The 15,728-nt window shown below is 57.2% G+C and carries 14 protein-coding genes and 2 tRNA genes; 2 read left to right on the forward strand and 14 right to left on the reverse strand.

Features of this window, described 5'->3' with window-relative positions:
• Positions 1 to 130 precede the first annotated feature (130 nt).
• The 4 genes from ABJP42_RS14235 to ABJP42_RS14250 all read right to left on the reverse strand — a co-directional run bounded on the left by ABJP42_RS14235 (position 131) and on the right by ABJP42_RS14250 (position 2,653).
• A tRNA-Asp gene (locus ABJP42_RS14235) sits at positions 131 to 207 on the reverse strand.
• 270 nt (positions 208 to 477) lie between these two features.
• Positions 478 to 1,221 carry a hypothetical protein gene (locus ABJP42_RS14240; RefSeq protein WP_348341463.1) on the reverse strand — a complete coding sequence of 248 codons (744 nt, stop codon included), beginning with the start codon at positions 1,219 to 1,221 and terminating at the stop codon, positions 478 to 480.
• Positions 1,222 to 1,930: 709 nt separating this feature from the next.
• Positions 1,931 to 2,006, reverse strand: a tRNA-Val gene (locus ABJP42_RS14245).
• Positions 2,007 to 2,080: 74 nt separating this feature from the next.
• Complete coding sequence (locus tag ABJP42_RS14250) at positions 2,081 to 2,653, reverse strand: histidine phosphatase family protein (RefSeq protein ID WP_348341465.1); 573 nt, start codon at positions 2,651 to 2,653, stop codon at positions 2,081 to 2,083.
• Positions 2,654 to 2,827: 174 nt separating this feature from the next.
• On the opposite strand from ABJP42_RS14250, the gene ABJP42_RS14255 reads away from it, so the two are divergent.
• Complete coding sequence (locus ABJP42_RS14255; protein ID WP_348341467.1) at positions 2,828 to 3,469, forward strand: glutathione S-transferase; 642 nt, start codon at positions 2,828 to 2,830, stop codon at positions 3,467 to 3,469.
• Between the two features lie 23 nt (positions 3,470 to 3,492).
• Here the strand turns inward: ABJP42_RS14255 and ABJP42_RS14260 are convergent, their stop codons facing one another.
• A complete protein-coding gene (locus ABJP42_RS14260; protein ID WP_348341469.1) occupies positions 3,493 to 4,071 on the reverse strand; it encodes a TetR/AcrR family transcriptional regulator in 579 nt (192 codons plus the stop codon).
• A gap of 139 nt (positions 4,072 to 4,210) precedes the next feature.
• Here ABJP42_RS14260 and ABJP42_RS14265 point away from each other — a divergent pair, with 139 nt between their 5' ends.
• The gene (locus tag ABJP42_RS14265; RefSeq protein ID WP_348341471.1) at positions 4,211 to 4,798 is read left to right on the forward strand and encodes an NAD(P)H-dependent oxidoreductase; all 588 of its coding nucleotides are present in this window, start codon (positions 4,211 to 4,213) and stop codon (positions 4,796 to 4,798) included.
• 85 nt (positions 4,799 to 4,883) lie between these two features.
• On the opposite strand, the gene ABJP42_RS14270 is transcribed toward ABJP42_RS14265, so the two are convergent.
• From ABJP42_RS14270 to ABJP42_RS14310, 9 genes are all read right to left on the reverse strand, one after another.
• The gene (locus ABJP42_RS14270; protein WP_348341473.1) at positions 4,884 to 6,497 is read right to left on the reverse strand and encodes an AMP-binding protein; all 1,614 of its coding nucleotides are present in this window, start codon (positions 6,495 to 6,497) and stop codon (positions 4,884 to 4,886) included.
• A 1-nt stretch (position 6,498) separates the two neighbouring features.
• Complete coding sequence (locus ABJP42_RS14275) at positions 6,499 to 7,659, reverse strand: acyl-CoA dehydrogenase family protein (RefSeq protein ID WP_348341475.1); 1,161 nt, start codon at positions 7,657 to 7,659, stop codon at positions 6,499 to 6,501.
• An 81-nt stretch (positions 7,660 to 7,740) separates the two neighbouring features.
• Positions 7,741 to 8,544, reverse strand: coding sequence for an enoyl-CoA hydratase family protein (locus ABJP42_RS14280; RefSeq protein WP_348341477.1), 804 nt, complete (start codon positions 8,542 to 8,544; stop codon positions 7,741 to 7,743).
• On the reverse strand, positions 8,541 to 9,002 hold the full coding sequence (locus ABJP42_RS14285) for a MarR family winged helix-turn-helix transcriptional regulator (protein WP_348341479.1): 462 nt from the start codon (positions 9,000 to 9,002) through the stop codon (positions 8,541 to 8,543). Before ABJP42_RS14285 ends, ABJP42_RS14280 begins: the two co-directional genes overlap by 4 nt.
• The gene (locus ABJP42_RS14290; protein WP_348341481.1) at positions 8,999 to 9,754 is read right to left on the reverse strand and encodes an SDR family NAD(P)-dependent oxidoreductase; all 756 of its coding nucleotides are present in this window, start codon (positions 9,752 to 9,754) and stop codon (positions 8,999 to 9,001) included. Before ABJP42_RS14290 ends, ABJP42_RS14285 begins: the two co-directional genes overlap by 4 nt.
• Complete coding sequence (locus tag ABJP42_RS14295) at positions 9,751 to 12,045, reverse strand: bifunctional salicylyl-CoA 5-hydroxylase/oxidoreductase (protein ID WP_348341483.1); 2,295 nt, start codon at positions 12,043 to 12,045, stop codon at positions 9,751 to 9,753. The genes ABJP42_RS14290 and ABJP42_RS14295 overlap by 4 nt, the downstream gene beginning before the upstream one ends.
• Positions 12,046 to 12,422: 377 nt before the next feature.
• On the reverse strand, positions 12,423 to 12,638 hold the full coding sequence (locus ABJP42_RS14300; protein ID WP_348341485.1) for a hypothetical protein: 216 nt from the start codon (positions 12,636 to 12,638) through the stop codon (positions 12,423 to 12,425).
• A gap of 19 nt (positions 12,639 to 12,657) precedes the next feature.
• Positions 12,658 to 14,898, reverse strand: a complete 2,241-nt coding sequence (ptsP, locus tag ABJP42_RS14305; RefSeq protein WP_348341487.1) for a phosphoenolpyruvate--protein phosphotransferase — start codon at positions 14,896 to 14,898, stop codon at positions 12,658 to 12,660.
• A gap of 45 nt (positions 14,899 to 14,943) precedes the next feature.
• Positions 14,944 to 15,728 (reverse strand): aspartate kinase (locus ABJP42_RS14310; protein ID WP_348341489.1); only part of this gene is annotated, 785 nt, incomplete at its 5' end.

The raw sequence follows: 15,728 nt of genomic DNA on the forward strand, positions 1-15,728 counted from the left end.
GACCCCCGGCGTGACAGGCCGGTACTCTAAGGAGCTGAGCTACAACCGCGCATTTTCTTATCTCGCTCGGCTTGCGCCAGGCTCTCCATCCGGATCGGGATTTGGCATGTCCAAATCAGACAGGCAGCAGTGGCGCGGTTGACGGGGCTCGAACCCGCGACCCCCGGCGTGACAGGCCGGTACTCTAACCAGCTGAGCTACAACCGCGTGCTGCCCATCCAGCGTCGCCGCTGAATGTTGGGCTGTAATATTCCCAGCGCTCGGGGATCGTCAAGCGGTGTTTTGGCATTTTCTCCGCTTTGGTCAAAAAAAAAGGCTCGAACATCCTAAGTATTTGATTTTTATACCTTCAAAAGCAGAGACCAAAGGCACAGGCCGTACTGACCTCCAAAACCTGCGGCTGCCTCTCAACCAGCGCCTTGGGCTGATAGCCACAGTCCCTCAATCGCATCGAGCCGTGCCCCCTGCGATCCGGACTCAATCGATACAGACCTCTGCCAGCACCGCCATCATCTCTTGGTAATTGGGCAAAAAATCCTCAATGCGCTGCGAGCTTTGTTTCCCCCTTTCATTCAGGGCCTCAAGCTTTTGCCCCAGGTCAGAAACATCAATGCCAATCTGCTCTGCCAGCCGGGCCGCATGCACAGAAACAGGCTGATCGCCCTGGTAGATTTCTTCAAAAACAAGCCACTGGTAGTCGATATTCTGGTACCGCAACATGGAGAGCAGACGCCCAAGCATAAGCTGATCATGCCAGTACTGACGGCGGACAGCCTCCAAATCAATTGCTGGCAGCGTGACCTCACCAGAGAGAATCGCCGGGTATTTTTCAGCTTCAGCCTCAGGCCCCCAGGCCATGGTAGACGAGGCCAGAAACAGTGACCGGAGCCTGCGCAGACTGCTACGTCTGGTCAGAACAAAAAAGAAATAGCCCTGCTTTTTTGCAGCTTTGATCAGCGCCTTGGTCACCTGCGGAGGAACTACCTCGATGCAGTGTTTAATATTGACACGCTCTTCCAAGAGAGCGCCAACACGTGCCTCCAATGCCTCAACGTCATTGTCCTTCCTAAACTGCTCAACAATATGCCACCACATCCGGTCAGGATTGAATGGCTCATCTTGAATGGACCGAAAGGGTGAAATCTGAGCCAGAAAACTCTGCAGCGAAGTGCCACCAGTGCGGCGCAAGGTCAAAGTGAGTGTTGGACGGGGATCAGACAAGATTTGTCTCCTGTAAATTTATTATTCATCCCAATTTGAGTTGAGCCCTCCCTACCATCGCGCTTAGGTGCCGACAACAAATGCCTGCCAGTTTCCGATGCTAGAGGGGAACGAAGGCCACGCCTTGCTTTTCGGGGAGGCCTTGGGGCCTAAGCCCGAAAGTAACTGCACCCTGGCCCCCTGCCCGATTAGAGTAAGGAACAATCCTGATTAGAAGCCCCACCACTTGCGGAGAACCGCACTTGGTTTCTGGCGAACCTTCGAACATAGACGAGAAACGCCTGAGTTATTGACCATCTACAAGTCAGGGCCTGGTGAAACCAGGCCCTGACTTCGCATCGCGCGCAAGATCAAAGCACAATGCAAGCACTTCAATGGGAAACGACAAGCGCAAGGAGGTATAGCCATTTAGTCAACTTGTGGGTGGACGCAGCTTTACACATCATCCGCCACTCCAGCGCTGCGGCAATGGTCTCAAACGGCGTTCCATAGGAAAAGGTTGCCCAATACCTAGGCCACTCCAATGTGGCCATCACATACCAAACCTATGCAAGGTTTGCTCCCAACCACCATCAAGACGCAGCAAAAATTCTAGACTTCACTCAGATCCGAAAAGCCCTCTAAAGCTTTCATAGGTTCACGGAACCTGGCGGCACTTTGCAAACCGCGTTTCCCGCAGAGGGGAATTGATCATTTTCAAGAGGTTGGATGGTGGGTGATGAGAGGCTCGAACTCCCGACATCTTCGGTGTAAACGAAGCGCTCTACCAACTGAGCTAATCACCCGATATGCGGGGATTTAGACAAAGACCGCGGCGGGCGCAAGAGGGCCAAAGGCATTTTTTCACAAAAACATCAGATTACTTCAAAAGCAGCTCCCGCCCCTCCTCCAACACATAGATACAGCCCTGTTCATTGGAGAGCGCCGCCATCTCTGCACGTGACAGGTTTAAGGCAATGCCGCGCATCACCTGCCCCAACAGACCATGGGCCACAACCACGGATGGGCCAGTCAAATCCTGCATGAAGGACAGGATGCGCGCATGAAAGCTCTCGTAGCCCTCACCATTGGGGGCCGCACAAAACAGATCCAAATGCTTGGGGTTGGCGGACCAAATATCGGGGAAGCGCAGGGCGACCTCAGGGAGTGTCATGCCCTGTAGGTCTCCGGCATTTGCCTCGGCCAGGCGTGGATCAGTGGCAAAACCCATGCCCGCCAAGGCAATGCCTGCGGTCTCTTGTGCACGCCCAAGGGGCGACACAAAGCACTGGGGCGACTGGGTGAGAATCGGCTGGATCAGATCCGCTTGTTGTCGAGCATGGGATTGTCCCAAAGGACTTAGGCGGGATTCCAGCTGCCCCTGAATGCGAAGCTCTGCATTCCATTCAGTCTGACCATGGCGTAGAAACCAGATTGTTGGAAAGGACATCATGGGACGAATTACCTCTATCTCTTGAATAATCCAGATAGTGGTAGCTCTGCTCTGCCCAGAAGGAAAGGCCTGCACCTCAAACACCCTGCCCGCTCTCGACAACGGGGTTAAAACCCTGCTTTCTTACGCCAATATCTTGCTTTGCACTGAAATCAGCCAGAAAAGCCAAAAACAATGCGTCCTATTCTCTACTCCTTTCGCAGATGCCCCTATGCCATGCGCGCACGTCTGGCTGTGACTTCGGCGGCGCAAAGCGTGGAGCTACGGGAGATTGTCCTGCGGCAAAAGCCCGCCGCCTTTTTGCAGACCTCGCCCAGCGGCACGGTGCCTTGTTTGGTGACAGATCAAGAGGAGGTTTTTGATGAGAGCCTCGACATCATGGTCTGGGCATTGAAGCAAAACGACCCAGAGGGCTGGCTGGCAATGCCGACCGCCGGCTGGGATTGGATTTCCCGGGCTGATGGTCCGTTCAAACTGGCGCTGGATCGCACCAAATATGCCAGTCGCTACCCCGAGGAGGACGCAACCGTGCAGCGACAGCAGGCGGCGCTGTTTCTGGCGGATCTGGATCGCCAGATCGGAAGTTGGATCTTTGACCGGCCCTCGTTGGCTGATTTCGCCATCCTGCCCTTTGTGCGCCAGTTCGCCTTTGTCGACAAAGCCTGGTTCGATGCGCAGCCCTGGCCCGCGCTGCAGGGCTGGTTAGAGCGTTTTCTGCTCAGCCCTCGCTTTTTGGCAATCATGACAAAATACCCAAAATGGCAAGCGGACGATCCAGTGACGGACTTTCCTGACCTCAGCTCGTCCGCGGTCTGAGAGAACTTACCGACACCAGATGCTTAAGTGATGGGCTGAAGCCAGGCGCGCAGATAAATGTTCAAACGTTCTTCCATGCCTTGATCTTCGTGCAGGGCACAAAAATGCAGCGCCATCACCTGGGTCACAAAGGCCTGCATGCCATCGGCCTGCAGCTCTGCCGGGATATCCCGACGGAAATGACCACGCTCGAACCAGGTGGTGGTTAGCTCCAAGAAGCGGCCAAAGGTGGTGGCGATCTTGCCAATCTCGGCGATGGCCGCAGCCCCAGAAAGCCGCAGGATGACATCAAACACATAGCGTTCCTGGGTCATAAAACGAATGAGCGGCATCTGCAGCGCCACCAATTCCTCTACCGTTTTGGGTGCTGGTGCCTTTTCCAGCTGGTCCAATTGTCGGTCTATCCCCGCCCCGATCAACAGATCCATCAGGGCATCCTTGTCCCTGAAATGGGCAAAAAACGTGCCCTTGGCCACGCCTGCGCCCTGCACCACCTCTTCGGTACGCAGCGCGGCAAAGCCATGCTGCTCCACCAGCGCGGTTGCCACCGCCACAAGCCGGGCACGAGTCTCTAAGGTTCTTTTTTGCATCTGCTTTGCCATGGGCCCTTGGTGCCACGGGCGACCCTGATGGTCAAATTTCCAAAACGCGGCCTCACGATTAATTGACCGCAGTCATTTTATTATTGACCGCAGTCAATTTTGCCAATTAAATGACCGCAGTCAATTAATGGAGAACCCCATGACCCGGATTTACATTTTGAACGGCCACCCGGCCGAAACCTCCCTATCCAAAGCGCTTAGCCTCGCCTATGCCCGCAGCGCCGAGGCCAATGGCCATGAGGTGCGCATCAGCCATCTGTTTGACCTCGACTTTGATGCTGACTACGGCTTTGCCGGCTATCGAGAGACCAAACCGCTGGAACCTGACCTTGAAGGCTTTATGGCAAATCTGGAGTGGTGCGAGCATTTTGTGTTGAGCACGCCGATGTGGTGGGGCGGGCTCCCAGGAAAACTCAAAGGTCTGTTCGATCGCGCCCTGTTGCCGGGCACGGCTTTTGATCCCAGAAACCCCAATATGATCGGCATGCCTGCGCCGTTGCTCAAGGGGCGCAGTAGTCGTGTCTTTGTCACCTCAGACACCCCTGGCTGGGCCTTCTCGATGTTTTACAAGAAGGCGATGCCACGCCAGATCAAGGATCAAATCCTCGGCTTTGTCGGTTTAAAACCTGTTAAAACCACCTTGCTAGCACCGGCCTCACACCCAAAGCCAAAAACCGTCGCCCGCTGGCTTTCACAGGCCGAGACCCTGGCCGCAAAGGCTGCCTAAAAACCGCATTGGGCCGGACCTGACTGCGAATGCACGCAGCTGGAACCCGGCCCATTTCAGCAGCAGGAAAGACCTGCTCGAATACTTAGGATTTAAGGCGGAACCGCTGGATCTTGCCGGTTTCCGTCTTTGGCAGTGCCTTGGCAAACACCACAGAGCGTGGGTATTTGAATGGGGCAATGCTCGCCTTCACATGGTCCTGCAACAGTTTGACCAGCGCCTCCGAGGGCACATGCCCTGCCGAGAGCACCACATGAGCCTCGACAATCTCTCCGCGCGCCTCATTGGGCGCTCCGATCACCGCGCATTCCGCCACTGCCTCATGGGACAACAGGGCTGCCTCGACCTCTGGTCCGGCAATGTTATAGCCCGACGAGATGATCATATCATCGTTGCGGGCGGCGAAGTGTAGATAGCCATCTGCATCCATCATGAAACTGTCGCCAGTCACATTCCAGCCGTCCTGCACATAGGCCTCTTGCCGCTCATCTGCCAGGTAGCGACAGCCGGTTGGGCCTTTCACCGCCAGCCGCCCGACCTCGCCTCGCGGGGCCTCCTTGCCTTCACTATCCAAAATGCGCAGCTGATAGCCAGTTACCGGCTTGCCAGTACAGGCAGGGCGGTGATCAGAAAACCGATTGGTGATAAAGATATGCAGCATCTCCGTGGCGCCGATCCCATCCAGCATCGGCTTGCCGGTCTTGGCAATCCAATCCTCATAGACCGGCGACGGCAGGGTTTCTCCGGCGGAGACCGCTGCCCGCAGGGACGACAGGTCCGCCCCCTCCTCCATGGCCTGCAACATCACCCGATAAGCTGTTGGCGCGGTAAAACAAACCGTTGCCCGGTATTTCTCGATGATCTCGATCAGATTGGGCGGTGAGGCATTCTCCAGAAGGGTCGCCGCCGCACCAAAGCGCAGCGGGAAAATCGCCAATCCACCCAGACCAAAGGTAAAGGCCAGGGGCGGCGAGCCAACAAAGATATCTTCGGGCTGCACGTCCAACACCTCGCGGGCGTAGCCATCGGCAATGATCAGCAGATCCCGGTGAAAATGCATCGTCGCCTTGGGCGATCCCGTGGTGCCCGAGGTAAAGCCCAAGAGCGCCACATCATCCCGCCCGGTCTGAACCGCTTCGAAACTTACCGGCTTTTCCAGTGCCAGTCGATCCAGCTCCGCATCATGGTTTGAGGTACCGTCAAACCCGACAACCGATTTCAAAAAGGCCGAGCCCTTGGCGCAGGTGACCAGTTCTTCCATCAGTCGGGTATCGCACAGCGCATGGCTGATCTCGCCCTTGTCGACGATCTGCCCCAGCTCGCCCGCGCGCAGCATCGGCATGGTATTGACCACCACCGCCCCCACTTTGGTTGCCGCCAGCCAGCAGGCCACCATCGCCGGATTATTAGCCGAGCGGATCAACACCCGGTTGCCGGGCTTCACTCCCAGATCTTCGCTCAGCACATGAGCCAGGCGATTTGTCCAATCCGAGAGTTCTTTGTAGGTGCGGCGTCGGCCATTGCCGATCAAGGCAGTCCGGTCGCCAAACCCCTTGGCCACCATGGCATCGGTCAGCTCTACTCCGACGTTGACCTGCTCAGGATAGTCAAACCCCTCCAGCAGGAACTCCGGCCACTGATCCTGCGGCGGCAGGTTGTCGCGGGTAAACGTATCGCTATGGGCACTTGCACTCAGCATTTCACTTACCTCCCTGATAGGCGCCCAGGGTCTGCCGGGCAATCACCACACGCTGCACATCCGAGGCACCCTCATAGATCCGCAGCGCCCTGATATCACGGTACAATTCTTCCACCTTCTGGCCCTGACGGACGCCATCACCTCCATGCAGCTGCACCGCCTTGTCGATGACCTGCTGCGCTTGGTCGGTGGAAAACAGCTTGGCCATGGCCGCCTCTCGGGTCACCCGCGCCGCACCACTGTCCTTGGCCCAGGCAGCACGATAGATCAACAGCGCCGCCGCATCCACATCCAGCGCCATATCAGCAATATGCCCCTGCACCATCTGCAGCTCAAACAAGGGCGCCCCCTGCACCTGCCGGGTCGAGACCCGCTCCAAGGCCTCATCCAGCGCACGGCGGGCAAAGCCAAGCGCCGCCGCCGCCACAGTGGAGCGGAACACATCCAGCACCGACATGGCAATCTTGAAGCCCTGCCCTGCCTGCCCAATCAGCGCCGATTTTGGAATGCGGCAATCGCTAAATCGCAGTGTTGCCAGCGGGTGTGGCGCAATCACCGCCTGGCGCTCCACCACCTCAAACCCCGGCAGCCCTGCTGGCACAATGAATGCCGACAACCCCTTGGCCCCTGGCGCCTCGCCCGTGCGGGCAAAGAGCGTATAGACATCAGCAATGCCACCGTTGGAGATCCAGGTCTTCTCCCCATTCAGCACATAGTGATCCCCATCCAATTCCGCCGTCATGGTGGAATTGGCCACATCCGATCCGGACTGCGGCTCCGTCAAGGCAAAGGCGGAAATCGCCTTGCCGCTGCGCGTCAGCGGCAACCATTCCCCTTGCTGCGCTTCTGAACCAAAGAGCGAAATCGCCCCGGTGCCAAGCCCCTGCATGGCAAAGGAAAAATCTGACAGCCCGTCGTGTCGGGACAGGGTCTCCCGGATCAGGCAAAGACTGCGCACATCCAGGCTCTCGCCGCGCATGGCACCGCTATGGTGCGCCCAACCCGCGCTCCCCAGATCCGCCACCAGCCTGCGACAGGCATCATCAACATCGCTGTGGTCTATAGAGCCAAGGTTCTGCCCCGCCCAAAGGTCGAGCGCCTGGGCCAACTCCCGATGCCGATCCTCAAAGAACGGCCAGCTCAGATATGTCCGGTCTGCCATCAGTCACCCTTCCTCATCATCTTTCCCCAAATATTCCCGCCGGAGGCATCCGAGCCTCACATCACGCGGTGTCTCTGCGGGTCAATCGCCTTCAAAAATCGGCTTTTCCTTGTTCACAAAGGCATGGTAGGCGCGCTCAAAATCTGCCGTCTGCATGCAGATCGCCTGAGCCTGGGCCTCGGCCTCGATGGCCTGCTCGATCGACATCGACCATTCCTGCGCCAGCATGGTCTTGGTCATCATATTGCCAAAACTCGGCCCCGCCGCGATCCGCGCCGCCAGGTCCTGGGCCTCTGCCTCAAGATCCGCAGACGCCACAAGCCTGTTGTGAAACCCCCAGGCAAGCCCCTCTTCGGCAGACATAGACCGCCCCGTATAGAGCAGCTCTGCCGCCCGCCCCTGACCAATAATCCGAGGCAGGATAGCGCAGGCACCCATGTCGCAACCCGCAAGCCCAACGCGGGTGAACAAAAAGGCGGTCTTGGCTTCTGGGGTGGCAATCCGCAAATCTGAGGCCATGGCGATGATCGCCCCCGCTCCCACACAAATCCCGTCAATGGCAGCAATCACCGGCTTGCCACAGTTGACAATCGCCTTGACCAGATCGCCGGTCATCCGGGTAAAGGCCAAAAGCTCCTTCATGCTCATCTTGGTCAGCGGGCCAATGATATCATGCACATCCCCGCCCGAGCTGAAATTGCCACCATTGGAGGCAAAGACCACTGCCTTTACCGCATCATTGTAGTGCAATTCGCGAAACCAGTCGCGCAGCTCGGCGTAGCTGTCAAAGGTCAGCGGGTTCTTCCGTTCCGGCCGATCCAGTGAGACCGTCGCAATGCCATCTTCAATCCTGCAAAGGAAATGCTTGGTATCCATCTGTGTCATGTCGCGCTGTCCTTTTTGTCCAGTTTCCGGGCCACTGCATCCAGCACCTCGGCCATGCCCTGGGCTGCATCAGGCGCCACTTCTGCAAACATCCCATCTATCCAGCTCTCATGAGCTGCAGCCTGGCGAGCAAATTCGGCCTCGCCTTCTGGCGTCAGCCGCACCCGGCTGGCCCGGCGATCCCCGGGAACCTTTTCGCGCAGCACATGGCCATCTTCTACCAGTCGCTCAATGATGCCGGTCACATTGCCGTTTGACACTTTCAGCACTGAAGAAAGCTCGCTCATCTTCAGCCCCTCGCCATGCTGGCTCAGCGCCGCCATCACATCAAAACGCGGCAAGGTTGTTGCAAACTCCTGGCGCAGGTTTTCGCGCAAAGCACTTTCCACACTGCGCGTCGCCTTGAGCAGCCGCAGCCAAAGCCGCAACCGATCCTTTGAGTTATCCGTTGTGCTCAAACTTCACCTCCAGAAATAGGCATTGCCGCGCCATTCACCGAACCCGCACCTGCACTGGCGAGCCAAAGCGCGGCCTCTGCCACCTCGGCAGGCTGGATAAACCGATCCTGCGGATTACAACGACGCAGCGACTTCTCTGCCTGATCGCGGATCATGCCTGTCTTTTTCATGATCAGCTCCAACGAGCCTGCCAAAAGCGGCGTTTCAATAAATCCAGGACAGAGCGCATTGACCGTCACGCCGGTCTTGGCCAGCTCAATCGCCAGCGACCGGGTCAGCCCCAATACCCCATGTTTGGCGGCGCAATAGCCCGATACATAAGGATACCCTTTGAGTCCGGCGGTCGAAGCCACAGCGATCAATCGCCCCCAGCCCGCTGCCTTCATGCCCGGTAGGCAGGCCTGCCACAGATTGAACACGCCCAGCAGATTGACCCCTAACGTACTGGTGAAATCCTCAGGCGTGATCCGTTCAAATGGTTTGGAGGGCGCCGCCCCGGCATTTGCCAGCGCGATTTCCACCGCGCCCTTAGCCTCCACGGCCTGTGCAATCGCCGCGTCAAGACTTGCGCGATCAGTCACATCACAGCTCAGCGGCAGGGCACCGCATTCTGCGGCGATTTCCTGCAACGGCGTCATCCTCCGGCCCAGGATGGTGACATCAGCCCCCTGCGCTGCAAACTGACGCGCCAATTCAGCACCAAGACCTGAACCGCCACCGGTGATAACCACATGTTTGCCCGCCAAACTCATGCCCGGATCACCTCGGCTTCGCGATCTGCAAGCCGCCAGGCCTGATCGCGCCCGGCCTCATAGGGACGTGGCCATTCACCCGCACGATCGCCAATCCTGCTGGCCTCGTGCAGGGTCCAATAAGGATCTGCCAGATGCGGGCGCCCCACACAGACCAGATCCGCCCGCCCGGCCATCAGGATGGAATTGGCATGATCTGCCTCATAGATATTGCCCACCGCCATGGTCGCCAGCCCCGCATCGTTGCGAATACGGTCTGAAAAAGGTGTCTGGAACATCCGGCCATAAACAGGCTGCGCCTCGCTAGAAGTCTGCCCAGCAGAGACATCAATGATGTCCACACCGGCGCTGGCAAAAGCCCGCGCGATTTCGACCGCTTCCACTGGGGTGACCCCTTCGTCGCCCAGCCAGTCATTGGCAGAGATCCGCACCGACATGGGCCTGTCCTGAGGCCAGACCGCACGCATCGCCGCAAAAACCTCCAGCGGATAGCGCAACCGATTTTCCAAAGCCCTCCCATAGGCATCAGCGCGTATATTTGAGGCTGGTGAAATGAAGGAGGAAATCAAATAGCCATGGGCTGCATGCAGTTCGATCATGTCAAAGCCGCACCGCGCTGCCATCTCTGCGGCGGCGACAAACTCCGCCTTCACCTGCGCCATTTCATCCAAGCCAATGGCGCGCGGCGTGGCGTTTTGTGGTGACCAAGGCAGGGCTGAGGCCGACACCAGATCCCAGTTACCCGCCTGCTGGGGCGCGTCCATTTCCTCCCACCCCACCTGGGTAGACCCTTTGCGGCCCGAGTGGCCGATCTGGCAGCAAATCTTGGCATCGGTCTCTTGATGCACAAAATCAACCAGACGTTTCCAGGCAAGTTCGTGTTCAGGCGCGTAGAGCCCGGGACAACCCGGGGTAATCCGCCCCGTAGGGCTGACGCAGGTCATTTCGGTATAGACCAGCCCAGCACCGCCCTTGGCCCGCTCGCCATAGTGGATGAGATGCCAATCCGTCGGGCAGCCATCAATCGCCTTATATTGCGCCATGGGCGAGACCACGATGCGGTTTTTCAACTGCATGTCGCGCAGTCGGTAAGGGGCAAACATCGGCGCCCGGACCGGCGCATCAACCGCCGCGCCAGATTTCTCCTGAAACCACTTTTCCGCAGACTTCAGCCAAGCGGGGTCTCGCAAACGCAGGTTCTCATGGGAAATCCGCTGACTGCGGGTCAACAAGGAATAATTGAACTGCACCGGATCCATGCCCAGATAACGCTCGACATCCTCGAACCACTCCAGCGAGTTTCGCGCCGCCGATTGCAAGCGCAGCACATCAAGCCGTCGCTCTTCCTGATACCGTTCGAAGGCGCGTTCCAGGCTGTCCTCGCTGGAAATCAGCTCGGCCAGTGCAATCGCACTGTCAAAGGCCAAACGCGAACCGGACCCGATTGAGAAATGCGCCGTTGCCGAGGCATCCCCCAAGAGCACCACATTTTCATGATGCCACTTGTCACAAAGAACCCTCGGGAAATTGATCCAGACGGCTGAGCCCCGCAGGTGGTCAGCGTTGGAAATCAGACTATGGCCACCAAGGTGATCGGCAAAGATCTCCTCGCAGGTGCGAATGATCTCTTCTTTGGACATATCCTCAAAACCCCAGCGGTCCCAGGTCTCGCCAGAGCATTCAACAATCACTGTCGCAGTGTTGTCGTCGAATTGATAAGCGTGAATCCAAACCCAACCGTGTTTGGTTTTTTCGAATACAAAGGTGAAGGCATCGTCAAATTTCTGATGGGTTCCCAGCCAGATGAACTTGCAGGGGCGCACATCGATATTGGGCTTGAAGTGATCAGCGAACTCACTGCGCACCGCTGAGTTCAAGCCGTCGCAGCCTACCACAACATCATAGTCTTTCTGGTAGTCAGCTGCAGGCCGCGCCCGAGTTTCAAACTGCAAATCCACCCCAAGGGCACGGGCGCGCTCCTGCAGGATCAACAGCATCTTCTTGCGCCCGATGCCCGCGAACCCATGCCCCTGCGAGACTGTCCGCTGACCGTCCTGCACCACGGCAATATCGTCCCAATAGGCAAAGCTCTCTTTGATCGACCGCGCGCTGGCAGGATCATTCTTGCTCAAATTGTCCAGCGCATCATCCGACAGCACCACGCCCCAGCCAAAGGTGTCATCGGCATTGTTCTGCTCAAACACCGTCACTTCGGCCTCTGGCTGCCGCAGTTTTAGTGAGATTGCAAAATAGAGCCCGGCCGGCCCACCTCCTAAACATGCGACTTTCATGACCCATTCTCCCCTGGAACTCACCTTGCACCATCAGGATAGGTCAGCGAATTAAAACTTCAAGCTTAAAGTTTTAGGCTTGAAGTTAATCTTCCAACACCGTGCTACTACATCGCCTGTTTCTTGATCTGAGAGCACCACCGCAGACAAGTAGCGGAAGGAACTCTCATTCGGGGCTAACAAACGGCATTCTGTGCGCAAAACCAATTTCCGAGTATTAACAGAACATTAACCACGTTTTCTCATGGGATAACTCTGTGAATAAATGCCAATCGCAACACAAAACACACCGGAGGAAAGGAGCCCAAATCCTTGAAAAACCGGTTTTCGGCCTTAACGTTCCATAGACATGGGAGCCCTGTGGAGAGAATATCCCCTTAAAAGAGCAAAAAAGTTGCATATTGTAAATTTATCTGGTGTTTTTCACTTTTTTTTTGCGCCAGAGTTACAACATGAGATAAGGTGATTGGAGCAAAATCAGGATCAAACCGGGGCAGTAGGCGCAAACATGTCGCCAGAGTTTCAGCAAGAACACGGTTGCACAGAGTGGCAAGACCAGAAAGCACCTGCTGGGTATTGGCCTCGTTGATCAACGAAAAGGGTTGGGATTTGTCAGCTTTCGCGCAGATAACGCATGACGGCCTCGCGCACGGATTGATCGCCGCGATGGCGGGAGTCATAGATGACTTTCCGCAAATCATTCAGGTCAACACGCATTAACAAAGACTTAACAGGTCCAATTGATGCAGGTCGCATTGAAAGAGTGCGCATACCCATGGCTGCCAGACAGGCGGCCTCGATCGGGCGGCCAGCGTCCTCCCCACAGAAACTCAGCGGAGTTCCGGAGGTTTCACAACGCTCCACGATCTGTTCGATCAGGCTCAGGAAGCTGACATTGAGGCTGTCATAGCGTTTGCGCACCCGTTCATTTTCACGGTCGGCAGCAAAGAAAAACTGTTTCAGGTCATTGCCGCCGACAGAGATAAAACCAACCTCGTCAAAGAACTTCTGCGGCGCATAGGCCAGCGATGGCGTTTCCAGCATGGCGCCAATTTCCAAGCTTTCCGGCAGGGCATGACCCAGGATGCGTTCGCGCTCCAGCGTCTTGTTCACCTCATCACGGGCCGAGCGGAATTCTTCGGCCTGGGCAACAAAGGGAAACATCACCGTTAGGGGACGTCCGTTGGCGGCCCGCATCAGCGCCTGCAGCTGCATCCGCATGATGCCGGGTTTGTCCAGGCCAACCCGGATGGCACGCCAGCCTAAGGCAGGGTTTGGCTCATCATTTGGCTTCATATAGGGCAGCACCTTGTCTGACCCAATATCCAAAGTTCGAAATACAACCCGTTTACCCTGGGCCGCGTCCAGCACCCGTTTATAGAGCGCAACCAGTTCAGACCGGCGCGGCATCTGGTTTCGCACGAGGAATTGCAGCTCGGTCCGGAACAGGCCAACGCCCTCGGCACCAGAGTTCTCCAGAGAAGGCAGATCTGCCATCAGGCCGGCATTCATCACCAGGTCGATTTTTTGCCCATCCAGCGTTATGGCGGGTTTTTCGCGGATCGACACATAGCGCTCCTGCGCCTGGGCCAGCATCGCAATCTTGTCGCGAAAGGCGCTGACGACACTGTCATCGGGACGCAAATGCACCACGCCCTGTTCGCCATCCACCATGATATGGTCGCCATTCAGCGCCTCATTGGTGATGCGTTTGGTGTTCACCACAAGCGGGATGGCCAGCGCCCGGGCGACGATGGCCGCGTGAGAGCCAACCGAGCCCTCTTCGAGTACGATGCCTTTGAGGTTGCGGCCATATTCAAGCAGTTCGGCAGGGCCGATGTTACGGGCGACCAGAATGGGGTCATCAGGTAGCTCGGCACCGGTTTCGGCCCCCTGTCCGGTCAGAATTCGCAATAGACGGTTGGACAGATCATCCAGATCGCTCAGCCGCTCGCGCAGATAAGCATCCTGTACCTGTGACAGCCGTGCCCGTGCCTGGGATTGTTCTTTTTCAACCGCAGCTTCGGCGCTGAGACCGCTGGAGATATCCTCCTCCATGCGCCGCATCCAGCCCTTGGAATTGGCAAACATCCGGTAAGCCTCGAGCACCTGCAGCTGCTCTTTGTCACCGTTTTGCGAGATCTCAAGCATCTTGTCGACGCCAACACGCAGCTGTTCCACCGCTTCGTGGAGGCGTTCCATTTCGCGGTCCGGATCTTCGGCAATCGGATTGGTCACCAGCACGCGCGGCTCGTGCAGCCAGACATGCCCCTCGGCAGCGCCTTCCTGAGCAGCGGTCCCTGGTAACAGAACCGGCTGCTGGTGCAGCGGCGACAGACCTGATTCTTCGCCCACAAAAGCACCCAGCTCGGTCATCTCGGCGATGACCATGGCCACCACTTCGAGCGCATAGACTGCATCGGCAGAAAACTCACGCGCGTCTTTTGACTGCACGACCAGAACGCCCAGCATTTCGCCAAGCCGTTGAATTGGAATACCTAGAAAGGAAGAAAACCGCTCTTCGCCGGTTTCCGGCATATAGCGAAAGCCCTTGGCATTGGGCGCATCCGGCGTGTTGATCACCTTGCCGAACTTGGCCACACGCCCCACCAGGCCTTCGCCGATGCGCATGCGGGTTTGGTGAACGGATTCGACGTTCAGACCCTCACTGGCGCAAAGTTCCAGCGTTTCATCATCGCGAAACAGATAGACCGAGCAAACCTCGGTCCCGATGCTGTCACCGATCAGATGGGTAATCTTGTCCAAACGGGCCTGGCCGGGGTCTTCCCCAGCCATGGCCTCGCGCAGGCGGCCAAGCAGCTTGCGGCTTTCAGATTCAGTAGAGTCGACCATGGGCCCTGTTCACATATTCTTTTTGTGGCAGGCAGCCCAAGGTGATCAGGCTGCCGTATCCAATTCAAAGGCATCATGCAGTGCTTGGACCGCAAGTTCCATGTATTTCCGATCCACAAGCACCGAAATCTTAATCTCTGAGGTTGTAATGACCTTGATATTGATCCCCTCATCCGAGAGCACCTTGAACATCTTAGCCGCAACACCGGATTGCGAACGCATGCCGATGCCCACTACCGAGACCTTGGCCACATCTTTGTCGGCAACCAGTTCGGCGTAGTTCAGCTCGCCCTCTTCCTTGATGCCCAGCAGCGCCTTGTCAGCGCGGCCCACCTGATCGGTCGGGCAAGAGAAGGTCATATCCGTGCGGCCATCTTCGGAGATGTTCTGCACGATCATATCAACGTTCACACCACCATCGGAGAGGGCGTTGAAGATGGTCGCAGCGATGCCCGGACGGTCGGCAACCGACATCAGGGTCATCTTGGCTTCGTCACGAGAATAGGCCACACCGGCCACAACATTGGATTCCATAATGTCCTCCTCGGCACATACGAGCGTGCCAGCATTGTCATTTTGCTCTTCGAAACTGGAGAGGACACGCAGCCGCACCCGGTAACGCATCGCCAGTTCAACCGAGCGGGTTTGCAGCACCTTGGCCCCCAGCGAGGCCAATTCCAGCATTTCTTCAAACGAGATCTTGTCGAGCTTGCGCGCCTTGTCGCAGATCCGCGGATCGGTGGTATAGACTCCGTCCACATCAGTGTAGATGTCGCAGCGCTCAGCCTCAAAGGCCGCGGCAAAGGCAACAGCGGTGGTATCAGAGCCAC

The organism is Pseudophaeobacter sp. (assembly GCF_039971195.1).
Classification (GTDB): domain Bacteria; phylum Pseudomonadota; class Alphaproteobacteria; order Rhodobacterales; family Rhodobacteraceae; genus Pseudophaeobacter.